The sequence below is a fragment of the Corallococcus carmarthensis genome (genome assembly GCF_003611695.1).
Classification (GTDB): domain Bacteria; phylum Myxococcota; class Myxococcia; order Myxococcales; family Myxococcaceae; genus Corallococcus; species Corallococcus carmarthensis.
Genome location: NZ_RAWE01000017.1, coordinates 13081 through 33312 on the forward strand (window position 1 = coordinate 13081; position 20232 = coordinate 33312).

The window sequence follows — 20232 nt, forward strand, 5'->3', positions numbered from 1 at the left end:
TCCCCCTCCTGCGTCCCGAGCCAATGGGGCTCCCTCGCGCTCATGGCGCCACCGTCCACACGCGCTCGCACAACCCCCGGCCCGCGCCCAGCCGCCGCGCGTGCGCCTCCACCGCGGGCAACGTCTGGGGCTCCAGCTGGCTGGCGTAGAAGGACAGTCCGCGCAGCTTCGCGGACCACAGCGCCGTCATGTCCAGACACCGGGGCGACAGTCCGAGCGCCCACGCGTAGTCGACGATCTCATCCTCCGGGTGGTGCGCGGAGTACGGCAGGTCCTCGTAGTAGACGACGCCCCGCTCGCCGCGCAGGGCCCGCACCGCGTCGCGCACCAGCAGGTGGTCCACGTGGCTGGAGATGCCCAGCGGCACGTAGCAGAGGGCGTCCTCGGACACGCTCGCCAGCACCTCGCCCAGCGCCAGCCGCACGCGCGCGGCCAGCGCCTCCCGGGCCTCCTCCGGCTCCGCGGGGCCCCCGGGCGGCGCGCGCAGGCTGGTGTCGCGGAAGCCCAGGTGCACCAGGTCCGCGCCATGCGCCCGGGCGAACCTCCGGTCCTCGCCCATCCGCAGCGACGTCACCGCCATCGCTCGCGAGGGGTCCACCGGCAGCACGAACTCCCAGCAGCTCTGCGAGAAGACCGTGACGAGCGTGGGCACGATGCCCCGGGGCACGCCGAGCAGGCTCGCGTACGCGCCCAGCGCCACGTCGTCCGGATGCGGAGAGAAGAAGACGTGCTCCGGCCCCTCGTCCCTGCGACCGCGAGCGCGCTCAGCCACGGGCGCCTCCCGCGAGCGCGGGCGCGGGCCACGCGTCCAGCGGCAGGTCGTGCAGGTCGCCCTCGGGCGTCACGAACCCGAGGATGACCACGCGCTCCCCGTCGTTGTGCACCGTGTGCCGGAACGCCCGCACCGGCGCGTCCAGCTCCCGCGTCAGCCCTTCCGAGAACCGGCCGGAGGTGATGAGCCAGTGCCCCGCGTCGTTGGGCATGAGGCGCGGCGTGTTCCCGTCCAGCCACACCAGCCCCGGCCGGGACTCCCCCAGGTTGAAGGTGAAGAAGCTCTTGTCCGAGTGCGGCTCCGACGCGTGCGCCACCACCTCCCGCCGGCGCCGCGCCGTGCTGGGCGCGTGGTACTTCACGAACCGCACCGCCCCTTCCGTGCGGCGGCGGAACAGCCGCGTGAGCCCCCCGGCGCGCAGGCCGTAGCCCAGCTCCAGCGCCTCCAGCAGCGCGATGCCCACGGCGTGGCAGGCGTCGTACGCGTCCTCCGAGGCCTCCAGGAGCTCCCGCACCGGCTCCGGCACGACGCGGCGGCGGAAGCCCGTCCAGGTCGCGGGCTTGGCCATGAACGCCTCGATGGGTTGCCTCACCACCGGCGACTGCGGGTACCAGGTGGCGTTGTAGCCCGTCTCGAACACCGTGGCCGCGGGCAGGAGCGCGTGCAGGTACGGATGCGCCAGGAGGGCGTGCTGGAAGGTCGCCTCGTAGCGCTCGAACAGACCCGCCAGGGCGTGGCGCTCCAGGAAGGCCGTGGGACGCTCCAGGTAGAAGAAGCCCCGCTCCGACAGGTGCGTGATGAGCCGCCGCGCGAAGGACTCCCGCTGGCGCGGCGTCCCGGACACGTAGTCCTCCAGCTTGAGCGGCCGGATGGCCGTGAAGCGCTGGGGCTGTCTGCGCACGAGGCCATCCCGCGCGGAGGTGAAGGGTCTGGGCGGCAGGGACGGCGACGGTGTCCGGGGCGCGGTGGCGGGCATGGGATGTCGGGTCGTCATGGGTGGGATTCAGGCTGGAACGTGTCGCAGGCTACGGGTGGCGTCTGACATGCGTGGATCCACCCGGACCCGTACCCGGGTCCAATTCCTCTCAAATCCATCCACCTCCCAGGTCGCCTGGCACGCACGCGCCGTCGCTCGCGCGCGGGGTGGACGCGAGACACGGACGGACGCCATCCGTCCACCCGGGAACATCCCCTTTTCACTCTGGAGAACGACCTGGGCAGGTGGGTCCGGAAAGCACCTCCGGGAGCGCTGTTTTCTCCTGTTTGTACGGGTGGGAACAGCGATTGCGACGTGGGGGCCGGTGCCTTGACGGAGGCCCCCGCGCTCGCGCTCCAATCCCTGTCATGCCTCCGCATACGAGCCGTCTGCTCATCGCCGCCCTGATGGCTGGTACCTTCGCCTGTGCGCGCGCCCCCGTCTCACGGGAGGTGGATGCCCTGGCGCTCCTGCGGGTGGAGGCCATCCGTCCCCCGATGCCCGCCGTGGCCAGCCGCGCCGCGGTGCGGGTGGAGCGCGTGACGACGACGGGGCTGCGCCTGGACGTGATGCCGGACCGCGCGCGCGTCTTCGTGGATGGCCGCGCGATGGGGCTCGCGCGCCACCTGGGCGCGCTGCTGCCGCTGGCGCCCGGTGTCCACCAGGTGAGCGTCCGGCTGGAGGGCCACTCCACGTGGCGGGCCGAGGTGATGGTGGGCGACCGGCCCGAGCCCATCCAGGTGACGTTGACCGCTTCGCAGTGACGAAGACGCGGTCCGTGACGCGAAGCGCACCGTCATTTTCGTGAGGGGGAGGACCGGCGTGAAGCTGCCAAAGAGGAAGGGCCGGCTGTTCCGGTTGCCGTTCGCGGATGCGCCGGAGTCCCGCGCGCGGCTGTGGAAGAGCCTGACGGAGCACGGCCTGTTCGTTCCCGAGGACACGCCGCAGCCCATCGGGACGGAGTTCCCCCTGCGGGTGGCCTTCCAGGGGGACGGGCCCGCCGTCTCCGGCCGCGTGCGGGTGATGGAGCACGGCGTGTCCGGCTGGGTGCGCGGCTACTTCGTCAAGTTCGTCGCGCTGGACGCGGACAGCCTTCCGCTGCCCCTGAGCCCTCGCGAACCGCCCGCGCACGCACCGGTGGCGGCAGCTCCCGTGAGCGCGCCCGACAGCGTTCCCGGGGGGAGCGAGGACACGTGGCGCGAGGAGCCGACGCCGGTGGGCATCCGGCCCCGCTCCACGGTCAGCGGCGTGTCCGCGCTGAATGACTATTCGCACCTGGAGCTGCTGCACGCGCGCGACCCGGAGGCGTGGCAGGGAGGGCTGCGGCCGTTCGACGCGTTCGGGCCGTACCAGCTGCTCCAGCGGCTGGGCGCTGGCGGCATGGCGGAGGTGCTGCTCGCGCGGCGCACGATGGCGGAGGGCGTGGACAAGCTGGTGGCGCTCAAGCTGGTGTTCCAGGAGTACGCGCGGCACCCGCGCCTGTCGGAGCTGTTCCTCACGGAGGCGCGGCTGAGCGCCACGTTGCAGCACCCCAACGTCATCCAGGTGTTCGACGTGGGCAGCGCGGCGGGCCGGCCCTTCATGGCCATGGAGTACGTGCACGGACGCAACGGCGCGGACCTGTTGCAGGCGCTGCGGCAGCGCGGCAAGCCGCCGCCGGTGGCGCTCGCGGTGACGCTGGCCATCGAGCTGTGCAAGGCGCTGGAGTACCTGCATGGGCAGCGCGACCTGGACGGACGTCCGCTGCACCTGGTGCACCGCGATGTGAGCCCGGGCAACCTGCTCGTGGGCCTGCACGGCGAGGTGAAGCTGGTGGACATGGGGGTGGCGTCCGCCAGCATCGCCAGCGGGAATGATCTGCTGGTGGTGGGCAAGCGCGCGTACATGGCGCCGGAGCAGGCCGCGGGAGGGCGCCCGGAGCCCGCGTGGGACGTCCACGGCCTGGGGCTGGTGCTCTACGAGCTGCTCACGCTGCACCGTGCCTCGGAGGTCGCCAGCGGCATGGAGGGGCGGCCCTGGGTGCTGAAGCCGTCCCTCTTCAATCCCCAGGTGCCACCGGAGCTGGAGCAGCTGGTGCGGTGGGCCACCGCTCCAGAGCCGTCCGCCCGGGCGCCGAGCGCGAAGGTGCTGCGGCAGGCGCTGGAGCGCGTGAGGAGCACGCTGCCTCCGTTCGACCTGGTGCAGACGATGCACGAGCTGTTCGGCGAATCGCTGGACCGCGCGCGGCATGAGACGGAAGCGCTGATGGGGGTCGCGCGGGGCAAGGACCGGCCGCATGCGTTCCCGGGAGTCCGCCGGTGGCGCGGCGCCGTGGAGCAGCGCATTCCGGCGGCCGTGAAGCTGGCGGTCGCGCGGCACGGGAGGGCGCTGCGATGGGGCGCGCTGACGCTCACCGTCCTCTGCGCGACGGGCGCGGCGTTGATGTGGCCGCTGCATTCCAGGGAGGCGGCGCTGGCCGGGCATCTGTCCCGCGCGGACCGGCTCATCGCGGTGGCGAAGCTGTCGGGCGCGGGCGAGGACACGGCGCTGGCGCAGTTGCAGGCCGCACGGACGCTGCGGCCCGAGGATCCGCGCGTGCGCACACGGCTGGCGGCGTTGGCGGATGCGTTCGAGCAGCTGGCGGCGGAGGCCACGCAGCGAGGGGACGTGACGGAGGCGATGGCGCACCTGCGCGCCGCGCTGGAGGCGGAACCGGAGCGGAGCGCTCCCCGCCTCCGGCTCCGGTTCCTGGAGGAGGAGCTTCGCAAGGCCCCTTCGGGTTGGAGGGTGCGATGAGCATGACCCTTCCGCGTTGGGGCACCCGGGGGTGGGTCGTGCTCCTGATGACCGCGGCGGGCTGTGCACGGACCTCGGAGGAAGAGGGCGCGCCGGAGTCCGTGGAGCGGGAGCTGTCCGCCATCGTGGCCACCTGCGCCGTCGCGCGCGGGCCTGTCGGCACGATGCGCACCGCGAATGCGTACTGGGAGCCGTTCGAAGCGGGCGCCACCTTCCGGTCCGGTGACTGGGTGCGCACCGGCCCGGACGCCTCCACGCGCATCGAGCTCCGGGGGGGCGGCCGCATCGAACTGGAGGAGCGCACCGTGGTGATGGTGGAGCGTCCCGTGCTTCCGGAGGGAGGCGGTTCGGTGGTGGCGCTGGAGTCGGGAACCGCCCGGGGCCTGCTGCCCGAGGACGCGCTGCCGGACGGCCCGCTCGTGCTTCGCGGCGACAACGGGCGGCAGGTGGCGCTCACGGTGGGAGCCCATGCCGGCCCCACGGAGTTCCGCGTCACCCGCACCGCGCGCGGCATGCACCTCAGCGTCTCCCGTGGACGGCTGTTGCTGTCCGAGGGCGCGCACCGCCGGACGCTCGAGGCCGGCAACTGGCTGGACGTCGCACGCGGCCTGGAGGACTCCGAACACGATGGCCCGCCCTTCCCCACCAGCCTCTCGCCGGGCGTGGACGCGCGCATCGCGTGGAGCCCGGAGCTGCGCATCCCGCTGAGCTGGAAGCCGCTGGACGGCGCGCGGCGCTACCAGGTGCAGGTGGCGCGCGACCTGGGCTTCACCCGGCGCATCGTGGACACGCAGGTGGAGGGCCCGGGGTTCACGTTCCTCCCGCCGGAGCCCGGCACGTTCGTCTGGCGTGTGTCCGCGGTGGATGAGGCAGGAGGGCCGGGGGAGTCCGGCTTCGCCCGCCGCATCTTCGTGGAGCGCCAGCGGCCTCGTGGGCTGCTCGTCACCCCACGGGATGGCTACGAGGCCCCGAGCGACCTGGCCGCCGAGGACCTGGTCTTCGCGTGGCAGTCCATTGGCGGAGAGCCGCGCTACCGGCTGGTCGTCGCGCGCGACCGGGACCTGCAACACCCGGTGCTGGTGCGCGAGGGCAGTCCGCAACAGGTGGTGCTGCCCGGCCTGGCCCCCGGCGAGTACTACTGGGGCGTGTACGTGGCGGAGGACCCGCCTGTCCCGCTGTTCCAGAAAGCCCGGAGGCTGGTGGTGCCCGGAACGCCCGGGCCCCCCGCACGCGACCCGTCCCTCCCCGTGGAGCGCTGAGGGCCGGCGTCGTCCCGCCACACGCTCGACGCGCTTTCACGGACGGCTGACGCGTCATGCACCTCCGCTGACATGTCACACGGCGACGAAGACGACGTGCCGTCGCACGTCCAGGTGCGCGTCTCGTCCAGACAGCCGGGGCGCATGAACGCGGCATGTCGATTGCTGTCTCACGCCGCACTTGAACCAGGAGGATGCATGCGCTTCATGAGCGGAGTCGTCGTCGCGGTCGGTCTTCTCGGGTGCGGTGGTTCGGAGGCCGAGCAGGCCCCCTTCGATACAGTGGGTCACACGGACCAGGAGATCGTGGGAGGCATCGAGGCCCGGCCGAACTCCATCCCCTGGATTGTCAGCCTCCAGCAGGACGGCAGCCATTTCTGCGGGGGCAGCCTGGTGCGCGTGAGTGACAAGGAGGAGAGCGACATCGTCCTCACCGCGGCCCATTGCGTCTATGACGGTCTCGTATTCACCACGGCGTCCGCGGGGGCGCATGACCTGTACCACCCCACGTCCACGCAAGTGACAGTCCGGGTGACGAGGGCCGTCTACCACCCCCAGTACAATCCGGACACGACGCTGAACGACATCGCCGTCCTCAAGCTCGAAAAGCCCATCAAGTTCGACACGACCGTCGCCAGGGCTTGCGGCCAGTCCTCGGGCATGCGCCCCAACCTGGCCCCTCAGCTCGCGGGCGGCAACACGCGCGTCCCTGTCTGCCTCCCAGCCTCCGGGGAGCGCATCGCTGCAAACACGATGGCGACGGTCGCGGGCTGGGGCCTGACCCGGGAGGGTGGCTACGACACGTCCAGCCTCTTGCTGCAGGTGGGAGTCCCCGTCCTCAGACATCAGGACGTCGCCAATAGCTACGCGACCCAAGGAATCAGCATCAACGAAAATGCCATGTTCGGGGCTGGGTATGCGAAGGGGGGCAAGGACGCATGCCAGGGCGACAGCGGCGGGCCGCTCGTCGTCCAAGGCCCCCAAGGCTACGTGCTCCAGGGCATCGTGAGCTTCGGGGTGGGCTGTGCGCGGGCAGGGCTGCCCGGCATCTACACGCGGGTCTCCAACTACATCCCGTGGATCAACACGCAGATCCGGAGCCTCAGCGCCGTCCGGTAGGGCTGCCAGCATTTGATGGACACCGCTGTGCCTTGAGCCAGCAGGAGGCTGACGCGGCCCGTATGATGGCCGCCGTGTAACGGGCCCGTCCGCCGCGAGGCTCCGGTGCCCTTCCCGCCCTGGGTGAACGCATGTCCGTGGCTCTTGGAGTCCTTGCTGGCGCCGCCGTCCTCGTGCTGGCCGCGCGCTGGTGGTTGATGAACCGGGTGGGCGCCCCCAGCGCGAGCGAACCCTTTGACGGACATGTCTACCGGGTGGGCAAGGCCGTCATCGCCGAACGGCGCTGCGAGCAGCCGCGCGCCACGGTCATCGTCATGCACGGCTTCGTGGCCGACATGCGCTACTTCACGCACCACTACCGCGAGCCCGGCCTCCAGCTCATCCTGCTGACGAGCTGCGACTACCACCTGCCCATCACCGGTCCCCGCGAGGAACCGGCCGCCTGGGCGAAGGTGCCGGCCGAACCCGAGGGCACCATTGCCCACGATGCCGCCGTGCTGGTGCAGGCCCTGGAGCACCTGCCCCGGACGGACGTCGTGCGCGTCCATGGGCATTCGCGCGGAGGCGCCGTGGTCCTGGAGGCCGCGAAGCTGCGGCCGGACCTCTTCGAGCGCGTGGAGGTGGTGCTGGAGGCGCCCGTGCTCCCGCAGGCCCGCCCCTACCGGAGCCTGACGCCTTCGCAGCTCTGGTTGCTGCCGTTCCTCATCCCGTTGTGGCGGCTCGCGCCCATCGCCCGGCACAACCGGGGCGCCTGGGGGCCGCTGGAGAATGCTCGCAAGCGAGAGCTCATCATGGCCTTCCCGTTCAACCCGAAGCGGGTGGCGACGATGATGGCCAACCTGCGGGACATCGAGGCCTGGAGCCAGACGCGCGACGCGTCCCTGTTCGGCAACGTGCGGCGCGGCACGGTGCTCGTCCCGGGGAAGGACCGGGTGCTGGAGTCCGCGTCCATGCGGGAGAGTGCCTGGCGCGCGAAGCCCGGGCTGGACGTGGTGGAGCTGGACGGGTGCAGCCACTTCGTCCTGTGGGACCGCCCCGATGCGCTGCCCGTGCTGGCGCTCGCCTCGGAACGGCCCACCGGGAACGGGTGAGCATTCGCGAGGGCTGGCGCTACGCGCTCTTGCGCCGCCGCATCATCGCTTCGTACGAACGGCCCACGCCCTGCGAAAGGATGAGCAGTTCGCCCACGTCCGGCGGCGTGAACTGCTCCGGTCCATTGTCCACGTAGAGCAGGTGGACCACCTTGCCGCGCACGAGCAGCGGCAGGATGACCGCCGTCGTGGGGAAGCCGCCGCCGAGCAGCCGGTAGAACATGCCCATCGCCGCGTCGCGCTTCACCGGACCGACGTAGTGGGAGCGCAGGTCGCGCACCAGGCGGAAGGTGCTCTGGTCGCGCAGCGGCACGCCGATGCGGCGGACCCCTTCGTCGCTCACGCCCTGCCCCATGCCGTGCCAGCCGGTGACGAGGTTGCCCTGCACGGACAGCAGCAGGCAGCGGCGCCACTTGCCCATCGCGAAGCGGAGCACCGTGCGGGCCACGTCCTCGCGGTCCGAGCTGCGCGCCAGTTCCGCCTGGGCCTCCGGGAACGTGAGCGGCGTCGGAGGCGGTGCCGCCGGCTTCGCGGCCACGGGCGGGCTCGCGGCGGTCCCCGGGGGAATCGCTCCCGTCACGCCGGCCTGGGCCGCGACTTGCGTGGACACACCCTGCGCTCCGGCCTGCGCCGCGACCTGGGCGGGCACTCCCTGCGCTCCCGTCTGACCCGCGAGATGAGCAGGCACTCCCTGCGCTCCGGCCTGCGCCGCGAGATGCGCGGGCACGCCTTGAGCCGCGACCTGGGCGGAGACTCCGTGCGCACCGGCTTGCGCCGCGACTTGCGCGGGCACTCCCTGCGTCGCCGCGCCCTGCCCCGCGGGACTCGCGGCACGGGCCGCCGCCTGCGCGGGCACTCCCTGCACCGGCACGGGGGGCGCCATGTGCGCGGGGATGTCCACTCGCGGAGCCATGGGCTTCTGGGCCGCGGGCGGCACGGGCGCGCGCTGCGCCGGAACAGCCGCTGGCATCGCGGGCCGGCCCTGGGGCGGCGCGGCCACGGGCGCCTCCAGCACCTCCTCGCCCGTGATGATGATCTCCCCTTCCAGCACGTCCGCTTCCGCTTCCGAACCGCCGCGAAGCGCCTGCGCGTAGACGGACTGGAACTCCTCCTCGCTCATCAGGTCCGGCGGCCGCTCCGCCGCCTTCGCCAGCTCCGCCGCCGCGCCCTTCGGGGGCCTGGGCCGGACCGCGTTCATGTCGATGGCCCGCAGCTGCCGGAACGCCTTCGCATGCCGCCGGAGCAGCTGGTTCATCCGGAACTCAGGGATGACCACCGGCACCACGCGCTTGCCCGTCTTGAACGCGATGGCGTCCAACGTCGGGAAATCATGCGGGTTCACCACCGCGACGCTCAGCCGCGTCGCGTCCGACCGCATCGGCAGGAACTCCTTGTCGTCCGCCTCGTTCGGGTTCACCAGCGCCACGGCCTTCGGGTCGGGCACCATCTCACCTGACGCGTAGGCGCAGTTGTGCAGCCGGCCCAGCGTCTTCGCCAGGTCCTGCTCGGACAAGAGCCCCAGCTCCACCAGGTTGGTCCCCAGCCGGCCGCCGTGGACGACCTGCGACTCCAGCGCCTCCTCCAGCGCCGCCGCCGACACCAGGCCGTCCTTCACGAGCAGTTCACCCAGGCGCATGGGGCCCGCTTGTAGCCATGCCCCGTCACCCTCCGCAAGCACCCGGCCGGGCACGCCTCCCTAGTCGTCTGGATGGTGGCTCAGCCCCACCCGGTTGCCCTCCGGGTCCCGCACGTAGAGCGTCCAGCGCGTCTCGTGCTCCAGCGGTACCCCCGCGCGGGCCAAGGTCTCCACCACCCCACCTCGCGCCTCGCGGGCAATCCGGAACACCAACATCAGCAGCCCCGGCGCCGGATGGCGGAACGGCACCACCTCCGGCATCCCGTCCACCGCCTCGATGGCCAGGAAGGCGCCCCCGGGGACGCCTACCCAGACGCTCCTCAGGGTGCCGTCCTCCCGCAGGTGGCGCTTCAGTTCCGGAAAGCCCAGCAGGTCGCGATAGAACGCTGTTACGCGCTCCACGTCCTTCGCTTGAATGGCCACGTGGTGGAAGCCCTGAACGTCCTTCATGGGGTTGATGCTAGGGTCTGGCCGCCCATGGCGCGACTGCTCATCGTGGAGGACAACCAGGAACTCGCCTCCCTCATCGCCACGGTGGCGCAGAACCGGGGCCATGAGGCGCTCACCGTCTTCACGGGGGAGTCCGCGCTGGAAGCGCTGGGGCCCCACTCCCGCTTCGACGCCGCGCTGGTGGACCTGCTGCTGCCGGACATCCGCGGCAGCGAGGTGCTGGGAGCGCTGCGTGCGCACGCCATCCCCGCCATCGCCGTCAGCGGCGTCTACAAGGGCGACCGCTTCGCCACGGAGGCCACGCAGGTCCACGGCGCCTGCGCCTTCTTCGAGAAGCCCTTTGAACTGGACGCCGTGCTCGACGCACTGGAAGAGGCCGCGGGCGTGCCGCCCGTGACGCACGGCGAGCTGCTCGACGAGGTGGACCTGCTCGTCCTGGAGGAGCTGGTCCAGGAGACGCCCTCGGAGGACGAGCCCGCGCTCGAGTCCGTCGGGTCTCCGTCCGAGCCGTCCGAACCGGCGCTCCCCGATGAGACGCCGGACGTGTCGGAGGCCCTGCCCCTGCCCTTCGCCCAGCGCGGCGCCGTGTGGACGGAGGCCGCGCCCGCCCCCGCGCGCCAGCGCCGCCAGCTGCCGGAGTGGTCGCTGGGCGGAGACCTGGCGCACACGTCGATGCCTCGCCTGCTCAACGCCTATTACGAAGCCCGTCACCACGGCGAGCTGAAGCTGCGCCAGGGCACGGTGCTCAAGGTCGTCTACTTCGAAGCGGGCCGCGTCGTGTACGCCGCCTCCAACCTGGCCCCGGAGCGCTTCGGCCGCTTCTGCCTGCGCAAGGGCGCGCTCACGGAAGCCCAGCTCGCGGAGGCCGTGGGCTACGCGCGCGAGCATTCGCTGCGCACCGGTGACGCCCTGCTCAAGCGCGGCCTCCTGAGCCCCAAGCAGCGCCGCCAGCTGCTGGAGGAGCAGGTGAAGGACATCCTCTGGTCCACCTTCACGTGGACGGAGGGCGGCTACGGCTTCAGCCCCATGCGGCCGCAGCGCGCGGACCTGGTGCCGCTGTCGCTCTTCCCGGGCGACCTCATCCTGGAAGGCGTCACGCGCACGGAGACGCTGGTGGCGCTGCGCCAGCGCATGGCGCCCGGACGCCGCCTGTTCCCCGCGGCGGATCCGCCCTACGGCCTGCACGAGCTGAAGCTGGACGGGCCGCAGGCGATGCTGCTCGCGTTCGCGGACGGCACGAAGACGGTGGAGGACCTGCTGGCCCTCACCGACCTGTCCGAGCGCGAGGCCCTGGCCACCCTGCGCGGCCTGGAGCTGTCGGGCGTGCTGGAGGAGCGGCAGGAGACGCCCAACCGCCGCCAGCGCATCAGCTTCGGGCTCTGACGCCCCGCCGGCGCCGCGCGGCCCACGCCAGCGCGCCCAGCCCGAAGGCCGTCACGCCCGAACCTCCGCCGGAGCACCCGCAGCCCGACATGGAGGGAGGCGGCGGCTCCGCGCGCGACACGGTGACCTCGCGCAGCGTCGCGGTGCCGGAGAACTTCGGCGGGGCCAGCAGCCCCGTGCGCACCACGTACGTGAGCGTCGCGGTCTTGCCCGCGGGCAGCGGCACCGGCTCCACCGCGAAGTGCTGCTCGGACGCATCCACCGGAGACACCGGCCGGCCATTCAGCGTCATGCTCTCGGGCACCACCTGCGCGCCGGTGACGTCTTCCGCGTAGCGGATGGAGCTGACGTCGCAGGCGGTGTCGTTGCGCAGCGTCACCGTGACGCCCACCTGGCCGGAGTTGAGGCCCGACCCCGTCTCCGTGCGCCGCTCCACCGTCACGAAGGGCCGCGCGCCAATGCGCACCGCGTGCTGCCGCGCCGCCCCGCTGGCACCCTCGCCCACGGCCGCCACGTCCAGCGTGAGGAACTCGCCCACCAGGGACTCCAGCGCCGTGTCCACCGTGGCCAACGACACGGTGTCCTCATTGTCGACGAACGGCTCCAGCGCGGGCCCGCTGGCACGTGTCCACTTCAGGTCCACCGACGAGCAGGCTCCCGCCGGAATCGTCTGCCGCAGCGTTCCCCGGGCCCCCTCGCCACAGGTGGCGATGAGCTCGCCGTCCAGCTCACCCAGCTCCACGTCGCGCGCGCGCCGCGGGAAGGACTCGAGCACATCGTCGGTGGTGACAGTGCCTTCGGCCGACGCCTCCTGCATGCGCGCCCGCACCGTATAGCTGGCGCTGCCGCAGGTGGGGGGCAGGTCCAGTTCGAAGGGCCCCCCGGCCCCCGTGGCCGTCCACGTGTCCAACACGCGGCCCGGATCCGCCACATCCTCCAGCGTCACCACCGTGGTGAAGGCCCGCATGCCCGTGCAGTTGAGCGGAGGATCCGTCGTCACGCGGCCGCGCACCTTGCGCTCTTCCGGAACGTCCACCGCCACCTTGGGCACCACCGACTTCAGCGGCACCCAGCGCGGCTTCACCGCGACGTCCACGTCAGCCGTGGGGCTGTCGAGCGGGAAGCCGTCCACGGTGATGCGGTTGAAGGCGCGCAGCTTCACCTGCAGCGTGTCCACGCACGTCGCGGAGGAGAGCAGCACCGAGTTGCCCTCGATGGGCTCCGAACCCACCGGAGGCCGGGCGCTCCCCTTCAGGGCCAGCACCGACACGCCCGAGGGATTCTCCAGGACCGACCAGAACGTCGACACCGGCGGCAGTCCCGGAGTCGCCGGAGTGCCCGGAGGCGCCGCGCACAGGTGGGTCGCCTGGGGGCCCAGGGACGCCCCGGAGAAGACCTCGGGCATCCCGCCCGCGAACGGCGCCTCGGGAGGGCCCCACGGGTGGAGCTGCACCGGGACGGTCCTGGGCTGGGAGGTCAGCTCGCCGTCGTTCGCGCGCACCGCGTAGTCGAAGGCGGTGATGCCCTCCTTGCAGCGGTCCGCCCGGGTGGAGGGCGGCGTGAGGGTTGCAACGCCCGCGGCGTCCACGGTGAGCACCGGTGCCCTGGCGGGCGTCGTCCAGAGGTACTTCACGGGATCGCAGCCGGTGGTGCCTCGCGTGGGCGTGAGGGTCCCGGAGGGCCCGCCCATGAAGAAGGCGCCGCTGGCCACCGCCACGCCCGCGTCCTGGGGCATCCCGGGCGGGACGGTGTGACGCAGCTCCAGCGCCACCGTCTTCGACCTGTCGTGCGCACGGAGTCCGTCAGAGGCCATCACGTCCAGGTACGACGTCTGGGTCGCGCAGATGGCTGGGGGCGCGGTGAGCGTCAGCTTGAGCCCGCTGTCCTCGCGCGAGTCGAGCGGCCCCTGGACGACGGCGAGCGGACTGCCCGACGCGCGCACCGTGGCCGAAAGCCGCACGGCGTCCCCGTCACCGTCGCGCAGCTTGAGCACCACCTCCTCCTGCGTGCCCTCGTCCACGGGGATGCTGTCCGGCAGCTCGCTCACGTTGGGAGGGTTCACGTTCTTGTAGATGAGGACGTTCTGCGCGGGCCCGTTGAGGATGGCGACGCAGTAGGACGCATCCGCGCAGGCCAGTTGCAGCGCGGTCTGGGTGATGCCCGTGGGAAGCTCCGTGTTCTGCCGCCAGAGCGTGCCTGGTGATTCGGGCGGAGACACCGGCTCCGCGCTGTACGCCGTCACCTTTCCATCTGACTGCTTGAGCAACAGCAGGCCGAACCCCGTACCCGCGCTGGAGCCACTCGCCACGTCGAGCGCGAGCGCGTCGACCGCGCCGGGCGCCAGCGGGATGGGTGCGAAGGGATAGCCGGTGTCGCCCAGGGTGCCTCGGAACAGGCCCGTGTCGTTGCCGAAGAACGCGAGCGGCTTGTCCGGCGTCGCGCCCGGCAGGAGCGCCACGCCGTGGGCCCGGTTCGGCGGGGTGATGCCCGACGCCACGTAGGCCACCGCGTCCTTGCCCCGGTACCAGAGGAAGTTGGCCTTGGATGGGGACACGGAGAACAGCGCCTGCGGTTGGCCATCCGCCTGCGGGGGCAGCACCGCGAGCTGCGGCTGGGCGGACAGGCCCGGCAGCGGAGTCGCCAGGGTGCCCCACTCCGCCGTGCCGCCATCCGGCGCGACGAGCGAGGAGCGGAACTGGGGGGTCAGCAGGGGCTGCTCGGCGGCGACGGCGTAGCCCACGCCCCCGTCCGCCGTGACGCGTACGGAGCGCACCTCGTAGTCGTTGCCGTCGTCGGGGAACAGGTGCTTGCCGTCATCCGCCGGAGAGCAGCCGCCCACGCTCTGGAGCGTCCCGTCCGTGCGGATGCCCACCACGCAGTCGGGCGCGCGCAGGAAGCTGCCCGCCATGCCCACGTTCACGGTCGTCACACCGCCATCGCGCGACACGTACAGCTGCGTGTCGGTCGCCACGGCGAAGAAGCCGGGCCGGAAGACAGTCACGTCCTTTGGAAGGCCCGTCTGGGTCTGGACGTTGGACCACTCCGCGCGAGCCACACCCGCGCACAGCCCCAGCCCCAGGATGATCCGCCAGACTCGCACGTTCGGCTTCCCTCTGCCCGGCGCCTACCAGGCCACTTCCACCCGGAGGTAGAGGCGATCCGGAGCATCCTCCGATTCGGCCTCCAGACCCAAGCCGCTGAAGCCCAGGACGGTGTACCCCAGGGCCACCCGGAGGCGCTCGTCCAGCCGGTAAGCGACTTCCGGCCGCAGCGCGCTCAGGCCCTGGTCGTCCGCCGCGGACGTACGCCGGGCGGCCTCCACCGCGACCTCCAGTCCGCCCACCACCCGCACCGCGGGCCGCAGCGTCCCCGTCCACACCCAGCGGGAGGACTCCCCCAGGCTGGAGCGTCCCACATGAAGGCCCGACGCCACGGAGAGCCGCTCGCCCAGCCGCACCGCCGGCATCAGCGACACCGTCTGGAGCATCCGGTCCCCGAAGTAGAAGCGGGCGCCGGGGGACAGCTCTCGCGTGAGGCCGTAGCGCGCCACCACCAGCCAGGGGCCGGGCCGCCAGACGAGCGCCGCGAACCCTTGCGCGAACCGGGCCTCCAGCCCCTCCCGGCCCGCCGTGTGCGCGAAGTCCAGGCGTCCGGAGGCCGTCACGTCCTTCAGCAGCTGGGCCTCCGCGGCCAGCGCCAGCACCACCTGGGTGCGGTCCACCGGGCCGGAGGTGCCAAGCGCGGGGGTGCCCTCCTCGTGGCGCAATTCAGCGCGCACGTCCGCCCGGAAGCGCTCGCGCAGCCACTGCGCGGACACGCTGGCCACGTCGCGCGTGAGGTCGCTGGCGATGTCCAGCGGGTTGCGCACACCGCGCTCGTAGCGGGCCCCCGCGCTGAAGCCGCTCTTGCCCGCCGCCCACTGGAAGCCCACCGCGCGGGCCCGCCGCACCGCCATGGCATCGTGCGCACTCACGTCCTCCACGAACACGGTGGTGCCATCCCCCACCTCCGTGCGAGCGCCCGTCACCGCGCGGCCCGCGCCGAAGTCCGGCCCGTCCACGTCCACGGAGTAGCCGCCGTAGTACGTCTCCTGGCCGTGCCGCACGCGCGCGTCCAGCCAGGCCTGCGGGCCCAGCTCGGGGCCCCAGCCGCCCTTCAAGCCCACGGAGGCGTCGTCGTCCAGCCTCACGTCCACGCCCGCGGAGGTGAAGGTGTCATCCATGCGGCCCAGGCCTTCGCCGCGCTCGTGCAGCCGCTGCCGGTGGCCCGCGGACAGGGTGAGGCGCGAGGTCAGCGCGTAGTGCCCCGCCACGCCCAGCGACGTCCGGCCGCCCTCGAGCGCGTCGCCCTCGCCGGGCACGTCCGTGGCGCGCAGCCAGCTGTCGCGCAGCTCCACGCGTGCGCCCCAGTCATCGCGCTCGTAGGCCACGGCGGCGCCCAGCGTGCGGGCACCAAAGGGCGTGTCCTCGAAGGGCAGGCGCGGATCCGCCGAACGCCGCTCGTCGCCCAGGAGCGTGAGCTCCACCGGGCCCACGGGCTGCGCGACGCGCAGGGACAGCTGCCGGAAGCGCGCGGCGTCCAGGTGCGCACCGTCGGAGAAGCCCCGGGAGCGCTCGCGCCACGCGGCCTCCACGGCGCCGCCATGCGCGGGCCCCAGCACACCAGGGCCGCTCAGGCGCAGGCCCACCGCGCCGCCATGGTCGTCCTGCGTGCCCATGGGGCGGAGGAAGGACAGGCCGCCGTCGTCCGACACGCCGAACACGCTGGAGTCCACCGCGAAGCCCCGGCTGCTCGCGGCCTCGGCGAGGAGCGAGTAGCCCCCCAGCCGTGTCTGGCCCCGCCCCGACAGCAGTTGGAAGGGAGCGCCCAAACGGCGCTCGCGCACGGCGGAGAGGCCGACGGTGGAGTCGCGCCAGCGCGCCCAGGCCTCGCCGCCCACCGAGTCGCGTGGATCGCCTGAGTGCAGCACGGCGTAATCCACGACGAGCACCGGCTCCGGCGCCTCGGTGAGCGCGTCCGTGCGCAGGAGCGACGCCCCGGTGAGGAACGACAGCGGGCGCGCGAGCAGGATGCGGCCCGCGAGGTAGTCGATGTCGTAGTCGCGGCCCCGGATGAGGTGCTGCTCGCCCAGCGGTAGGCCGGTGACGCCGTCGCGCACCTCCACGCGCACCAGCTCGGAGCCCTCCGCCACGATGCCGCCCCCGAGGTAGTAGAGGCTGCCGCCGGTGGCCCGCAGCTCCTCGTGCGCGGGGGTCGCGGCCAGACCGCGCGTGGGGTCCACCAGCCCTCCGGCGAACACGTCCATGCCCACGCGCACGGGGCCCAGCTGTTCGCGCAGCTCCGCGTAGGGGCCGAAGAGGGGGCGGTGGTAGCGGCCCACCTCGCGGTCCTGGAGCAGCGCGCGGTAGGTGCCGAAGCCCGCGCGGCCATATTGCTCGTGCCGGGCCTCCAGGCGCAGGCGCCCTTCGGCGGGGTTGGGCGTGAGCGACACGGAAGCGTCGCCCCACTCCGCCGGCGCGAGGTCGGGGTCGGGCCAGCGGTCGAAGCGTTCAGGCAGCCGGGGGCGCAGCCAGTCCGCGAGCGGCGCGTCGTTCAGTTGGCGCAGGTCGGTGTCGGTCAGGTCCAGTTCGCCGACCACCTGCACCGGCCCCACCTGGGCTTCGCCGTGGAGGGCACCGCGCCCCCGCAGCCGGAAGCCGCCGCCAGCGGGCGCGATGCTGGCTTCCATGTCGAGCAGGCCCACGACGAAGGGCTGGGCACTCGCTTCGACGGACACCGTCACGGTGCTCGCGGGCTGCGATGGAGGAGCCAGCGTGATGGGGAGGGTGTTGCGACCCGGCACGAGCCGCACGGGCAGGCGGACTTCACCGTCGGGGCCCGCGTGGAGGATCGTGTCGGAAGACGTCACCTCGGTGCCGGGTGGCACCTCCAGGCGCAGGAACGTGTCTCCGGCGGGCAGTGGCGCGTCCGCGGAGAGCCCTCGCACGGCGCCCAGGCGATTCCTCTCGCGAGGGATGACGAGCCACCCGCGCTCACCGCGTCGCACCACGTCGAACGTGTGCTGGGCGAACTCCACCGCGCCGCCCGGCGAGGTGGTGGTGATGGCGATGACGTTCCGTCCCGGCTGGAGCGGCACCGTCGCGAGCCACGCGCCGGAGTCCTCCACGGTCGCGTCCACGTCCCCCGCGCGGACCCGGTCGCCGGGGGAGGCCTTGCCGCTGATGACGAAGCGGAGTCCACCGTTGGCGATGCGGGCCTCGGGGGGGCTGCCAGGCGCGGCGCTGGGGGGCGCGGAGGCGCGCGTGGGCGGGGAGCGCACGGCGAAGTCCTGGAGGACGGCGGCGCCCCAGGGAACCTCCACGGTCGCGGTCCGGGGGACCACCTGGCTGGAGGGCGGCAGGCTTCGCGGATCCACCTTCAGCGCATGGCGTCCGGGGCGCAGGTGCGGGCCGTCGGTCAGGTCCGGCACGCGCGAGTCCACGCCGGTGAGGTGGTAGCGGCCGAAGGCATCCGTGCGCACCTCGCGGCCCGTGGACAGCACCAGTCGCACGTCCGCGAGACCGGGCTCGTCGGGTCCGCAGAGGCCATCGCCGTCCACGTCCACGCAGACGCGTCCCGCGATTGTCGAGGCCTGGGTCGGCAGGTCCGAGGACAGCGCCTGCGCGGACGCCACGGACGACAGCAGGAGCAGCACGAGCACGAGGCTGACAGTGGCATGCCGGCCCACGGCGCGAAGCAGCGCCCCACCCCGGGCCATCCCGGCCGCGCGCGCATCACCCTGCGCCGGGACCGGGGACCTCAAGGCCGCACCTCTTCCACCGCCGTCACGCCCGTGCGCACGTCCGCCACGGACACGCTCACGGGTCCTTGCGCGCCACGCACCGTGAAGCGCCTGAGCCCGTCCTGCACAGACTCGTCACCCCGCTCGCCCTCGGACAACGCGACGTGCACCGGGCGATCCGTCAGCACGCGGCCGCTCGCATCCTCCACCCAGCACGTCACCCGCGCGCCTTCGATGCGCACCCGCACGTTGACCGGCAGCGGCGGCGCCAGCTCCACCCGCTGCACGACGGGCGCGGGCACCAGCGGCGCGGACTCCGGGAACACCGGTCCCTGCGGCCCCAGCACGTACACCGTGACGTCCAGCCCCGGCCACACGCCGTGCGACACGCGCACCTTACCGGGCACCACCGCACCCACGGTCAGCGTCCCGTCCTCCCCTGTGACCTTCTCTTGGCCGTTCACCCGCAGCGGCTGACGGGGCACGGGCCAGCCCGCCAGGTCCACCACGCCCGCGACGAGCGCCGTGCCCTGCCGCCACACCGCGAGCCGCGCGGGCTCCGTGCTTGTCGGACCGTAGGCGCGCACGGTCAACTCCGTGGTCGTCCCCCAGGTCCCCTGCGGCGCGGTCCAGGGAAGCGTGAACGTCCCCGGAGGAGACTCCACCGCCGGTCCCGCCGTCCCAAGGGTCGAGGACAGCGCCACCTTGGCATCCGCACGCGGCTGGCCGGAAGCATCCCGCGCCACCACCACCACCCGCGCCGTTGTCTCCGCATGCACCAGCGGCTCGGACAACGACACCGTCACGTCGCGCACCGCGCCCTGCACCAGTTGCATCGGCAGCGACTCGCGCGAGCCCGGGCCCCGCTGCGGCCAGGCTGCTTCGATGCGCTCATCCGCCGCGAGCGTGCGCGGCGCCGTGTAGCGCCACTCCAGCATGCCGTTCGTGTCGCGTTGGGGCCCGTCCAGCCGGCCGTACTTCGCCTTCACCGTGACGCGTGCATCCGCGACGGGAAGCCCTTTCGGATCACTGGTCGCGCACAACAGACGGGCCTGGGACATGCCGTCCGCGGGCAGCCGCTGCGGGTTGAGCACGCACGCCAGGCCATCCGTGGGCGGCAGCTGGAGGTCGATGGCAAGGCGCTCCACGTGGCCCGAATCGTCCTTCACCTCGCCCCGGGCCATCGAATAGCCGGGGGGTACCACCAGTGGCAGCACGAAGCGCCCGCCCGCGTCCACCGGCACGGGCCCGAAGCGCTGGCCCGCCACCTCCAGCGACACCTGTCCCCCGGGCTCGCTCTGGCCAGGCAGGTTCACCGATGCCGCCAACGGCACCAGCAGCCGCCCATACGCTCCATGCACCGACTGCGGATGCGGCCACGCGGACAGCGCCACCAGGATGGCCGCCTCGGGCAGGCGCGTCGGGGGCAGCACGTAGCGGGCGACGTACGTGCCCGGTCCCGTGTGCTTGAGCCCCTCCACCTGCCCGGTGCTCGCGCGCATCACCGGCGGCGCGCCGCTGTCATCCGGAGTGCCGTCTGGCCGTAGCCGCCTCACGGTGAGCGTCGCTTCCTTGTCGCGCCCCTTCACCGGCAGCGCGGGCTCCAGGGACAGCTCCATGCGGCTGGCGGGCGGCCCCACGTCATAGCGGGCCTGGGCCTCCTCACCGTCGCCCTTCACGCGCACCACCACCTCGCGCGCCTGGGCCTTCGGAACCACGACCCAGGTGTGCAGCGGCGGAACCTCCGGGCCGGGCTTGAGCTCCGCGCCCTCCGCCGTCACCGATGACGGCGTGAACGCCACCGGCTGTCCGCTCGAATCCCTGCGCACCACCGCGACCGCGAAGCCCTCTGGAGGCACGGGCGCGTCAGGGCCGAGCAGCTCCAGCGAAGCCGCCCAGACCGGGGCACAGATCAACACCAGCGCGGAGAGCAGGAGACGTTCCAGGGTCACCCGACTCTACAAGGCCCCCCGCCGGGACTGCACCACTT

Annotated in this window: 13 protein-coding genes; 6 read left to right on the forward strand and 7 right to left on the reverse strand. The window is 72.8% G+C overall.

Going from position 1 to position 20232, the window contains the following annotated elements:
- Positions 1 to 40: 40 nt before the first annotated feature.
- Positions 41 to 772, reverse strand: coding sequence for a PIG-L deacetylase family protein (locus D7X32_RS07470; protein WP_120601815.1), 732 nt, complete (start codon positions 770 to 772; stop codon positions 41 to 43).
- The gene (locus tag D7X32_RS07475; RefSeq protein ID WP_147450067.1) at positions 765 to 1766 is read right to left on the reverse strand and encodes an isopenicillin N synthase family oxygenase; all 1002 of its coding nucleotides are present in this window, start codon (positions 1764 to 1766) and stop codon (positions 765 to 767) included. Before D7X32_RS07475 ends, D7X32_RS07470 begins: the two co-directional genes overlap by 8 nt.
- Before the next feature lie 350 nt (positions 1767 to 2116).
- Between D7X32_RS07475 and D7X32_RS07480 the strand changes: the two genes are divergently transcribed.
- From D7X32_RS07480 to D7X32_RS07500, 5 genes are all read left to right on the forward strand, one after another.
- Positions 2117 to 2512 (forward strand): PEGA domain-containing protein, encoded by a 396-nt coding sequence (locus D7X32_RS07480; RefSeq protein WP_120601817.1) that lies wholly within the window; start codon positions 2117 to 2119, stop codon positions 2510 to 2512.
- Positions 2513 to 2570: 58 nt separating this feature from the next.
- Positions 2571 to 4523 carry a serine/threonine protein kinase gene (locus D7X32_RS07485; RefSeq protein WP_120601818.1) on the forward strand — a complete coding sequence of 651 codons (1953 nt, stop codon included), beginning with the start codon at positions 2571 to 2573 and terminating at the stop codon, positions 4521 to 4523.
- A complete protein-coding gene (locus D7X32_RS07490; protein ID WP_147450068.1) occupies positions 4520 to 5782 on the forward strand; it encodes a FecR family protein in 1263 nt (420 codons plus the stop codon). The genes D7X32_RS07485 and D7X32_RS07490 overlap by 4 nt, the downstream gene beginning before the upstream one ends.
- 198 nt (positions 5783 to 5980) lie before the next feature.
- Complete coding sequence (locus D7X32_RS07495) at positions 5981 to 6901, forward strand: serine protease (protein ID WP_120601820.1); 921 nt, start codon at positions 5981 to 5983, stop codon at positions 6899 to 6901.
- Between the two features lie 131 nt (positions 6902 to 7032).
- Positions 7033 to 7992: an alpha/beta fold hydrolase gene (locus D7X32_RS07500; RefSeq protein ID WP_120601821.1), complete on the forward strand. Its 960-nt coding sequence runs from the start codon at positions 7033 to 7035 to the stop codon at positions 7990 to 7992.
- 19 nt (positions 7993 to 8011) lie between these two features.
- On the opposite strand, the gene D7X32_RS07505 is transcribed toward D7X32_RS07500, so the two are convergent.
- The gene (locus D7X32_RS07505; RefSeq protein ID WP_120601822.1) at positions 8012 to 9628 is read right to left on the reverse strand and encodes a GspE/PulE/PilB domain-containing protein; all 1617 of its coding nucleotides are present in this window, start codon (positions 9626 to 9628) and stop codon (positions 8012 to 8014) included.
- Positions 9629 to 9688: 60 nt separating this feature from the next.
- Complete coding sequence (locus D7X32_RS07510; protein WP_120601823.1) at positions 9689 to 10078, reverse strand: VOC family protein; 390 nt, start codon at positions 10076 to 10078, stop codon at positions 9689 to 9691.
- A 27-nt stretch (positions 10079 to 10105) separates the two neighbouring features.
- On the opposite strand from D7X32_RS07510, the gene D7X32_RS07515 reads away from it, so the two are divergent.
- Complete coding sequence (locus D7X32_RS07515; RefSeq protein WP_120601824.1) at positions 10106 to 11461, forward strand: response regulator; 1356 nt, start codon at positions 10106 to 10108, stop codon at positions 11459 to 11461.
- Here the strand turns inward: D7X32_RS07515 and D7X32_RS07520 are convergent.
- Genes D7X32_RS07520 through D7X32_RS07530 form a run of 3 tightly spaced genes read right to left on the reverse strand, consistent with a single transcriptional unit; the run spans position 11445 to position 20164 of the window.
- Positions 11445 to 14561, reverse strand: a complete 3117-nt coding sequence (locus D7X32_RS07520) for a hypothetical protein (RefSeq protein ID WP_120601825.1) — start codon at positions 14559 to 14561, stop codon at positions 11445 to 11447. The two genes, D7X32_RS07515 and D7X32_RS07520, sit on opposite strands and share 17 nt — an antisense overlap.
- A gap of 24 nt (positions 14562 to 14585) precedes the next feature.
- Complete coding sequence (locus tag D7X32_RS07525) at positions 14586 to 18263, reverse strand: flagellar motor protein (protein WP_341868120.1); 3678 nt, start codon at positions 18261 to 18263, stop codon at positions 14586 to 14588.
- Complete coding sequence (locus D7X32_RS07530) at positions 18260 to 20164, reverse strand: Ig-like domain-containing protein (protein WP_120601855.1); 1905 nt, start codon at positions 20162 to 20164, stop codon at positions 18260 to 18262. The genes D7X32_RS07525 and D7X32_RS07530 overlap by 4 nt, the downstream gene beginning before the upstream one ends.
- Positions 20165 to 20232: the final 68 nt, after the last annotated feature.